We start from the raw sequence: 1,780 nt of genomic DNA on the forward strand, positions 1-1,780 counted from the left end.
ACACCCGCCGTCCTCTCACACCACCGTGCGTACGGTTCCGTACACGGCGGTTCAGGTTACGCGGCTAAGCCGGTTAATCGTATCCAGTATCGAGACCAGCCCGAGCCGGTCCCACAGTTTCTTTGGCAGCGCGTAGTTCATATGTTGCGCTCCCGAATTCCACCATGGACCTCGGCCATTGAAGGCTGACTTGTTGGCACGCTCCTCGCTCAACCCCAGGCGCATCAAGTTTCTCAGCCTCGTGGGAGGCTGCTTCCATTGACGCCAGATGACGCAGCGGAGTTTGTGCCTGACCCAACCATCCAGTTCCTCAAGCGGCCGCTTGCTCTGGCTGAGCTTGAAGTAGCTAGCCCAGCCTCTCAGGACGGGGTTGATCCGCTCGATGACAGTCGCCATTTTGCGAGCCCGTACGCTGCGCAGCAGCATTCTGAGCCGGTCGCGTAAGCGGTCTAGGCTCATCCTTGCCACGCGCAGTCTTGGCTGCTGGTGCCAGCTCATCCCATAGCCTAGGTAGTCGCACTTCCACGCCCTTGCCACTTGGCTTTTCTTCCTGTTCACCGTCAGCTTCAGACGTTCTCTCAGGAAGCGCTCGACGCTGACCAACACCCGTTCGCCGGCCCGGGGACTGCGTACATAGATGTTCGCATCATCGGCATAACGTACGAAGCGATGGCCCCGCCGCTCCAGCTCGCGGTCGAGTTCGTCGAGCAGGATATTCGACAGCAACGGCGAGAGCGGGCCGCCTTGCGGCGTCCCCTCCTGCCGTGGGCTGACGACACCGCCCGACATGATCCCGGCTTCAAGGTAGCGGCGGATAAGCCTGAGTACGCACTTGTCTCTGATCCGACGTTCGATGCAGGCCATGAGGATGTCGTGATTGACCCGATCGAAAAACTTCTCCAGATCGAGTTCCACGCACCAGCGGTGTCCCGCTGTCACATGAGCACGGGCCATCTCGATGGCTTGATGCGTACTTCTGCCCGGACGAAAACCATAGCTGTAGTCCGAGAACAGTGGGTCGAAGATAGGTGTGAGCTGCTGCTGCAGTGCTTGCTGGATCAGGCGATCCACGACGCTGGGGATTCCCAGTTGCCGTGTGCCGCCCTGCGGCTTGGGAATTTCAACCGCTCGCACTGCTTGGGGCTGGTATTCACCGGCCAGTAACCTGACCTTGAGGGTTGGCCAATACTGTCTCACGTAGCCCGCCAAGTCAGCGACCGTCATGCCATCGGCACCCGGTGCTCCCTTGTTGCTGACCACGCGTTGATACGCACGTCTGAGGTTGGCCGGTGCAAGCACCCGCTCCATCAGCGTGTCCGGCTCCGCGTTCGTCCACGTCACGGACGCCGTCGATACCTTTGCACTGTCAGGCGTCACCCTCGGCTTCTGGCCGGAGCTCGGGATGACAGTTTCCGCTGTGGGAAATTTCTGCATTACGGTTACCAACGAGACGGCGACGCCTACTGGCGGCATAACCTGTTCGGCCCTTGGTGGCGCGGTTAACCGCCACTTACTACGGCTTCGGCTGACTTCTGCACGCTCATCCCGTCGCCTTTCGACGCGCGGTAGCACAATGGCAAACGTACAGATCTCCCAGGGTAATTCGCGCGACCTTCCTGCTTATGCCTGTCGGATCTACGTCACAGCGTTCCGTGCAAGTATTGGGCTTTGGCGATTTGTGCCACCTCACCCCGCTGTGCCGCCTCTATCCGCTTCCTGTTCGTCAGGCCAGCATTTTGCCTCGGGCTTCCTTCAGATTCGCGGTCACCCGCGACACCCT

General features: G+C 60.2%; 1 protein-coding gene. It reads right to left on the reverse strand.

The window, feature by feature from the left end:
• Positions 1-51: 51 nt before the first annotated feature.
• Complete coding sequence (gene ltrA, locus ACF8FB_RS00985; RefSeq protein WP_010952386.1) at positions 52-1,473, reverse strand: group II intron reverse transcriptase/maturase; 1,422 nt, start codon at positions 1,471-1,473, stop codon at positions 52-54.
• Between the last annotated feature and the right edge of the window lie 307 nt (positions 1,474-1,780).

The organism is Pseudomonas sp. yb_2 (assembly GCF_043103905.1).
Taxonomy (GTDB): Bacteria; Pseudomonadota; Gammaproteobacteria; order Pseudomonadales; family Pseudomonadaceae; genus Aquipseudomonas; species Aquipseudomonas alloputida.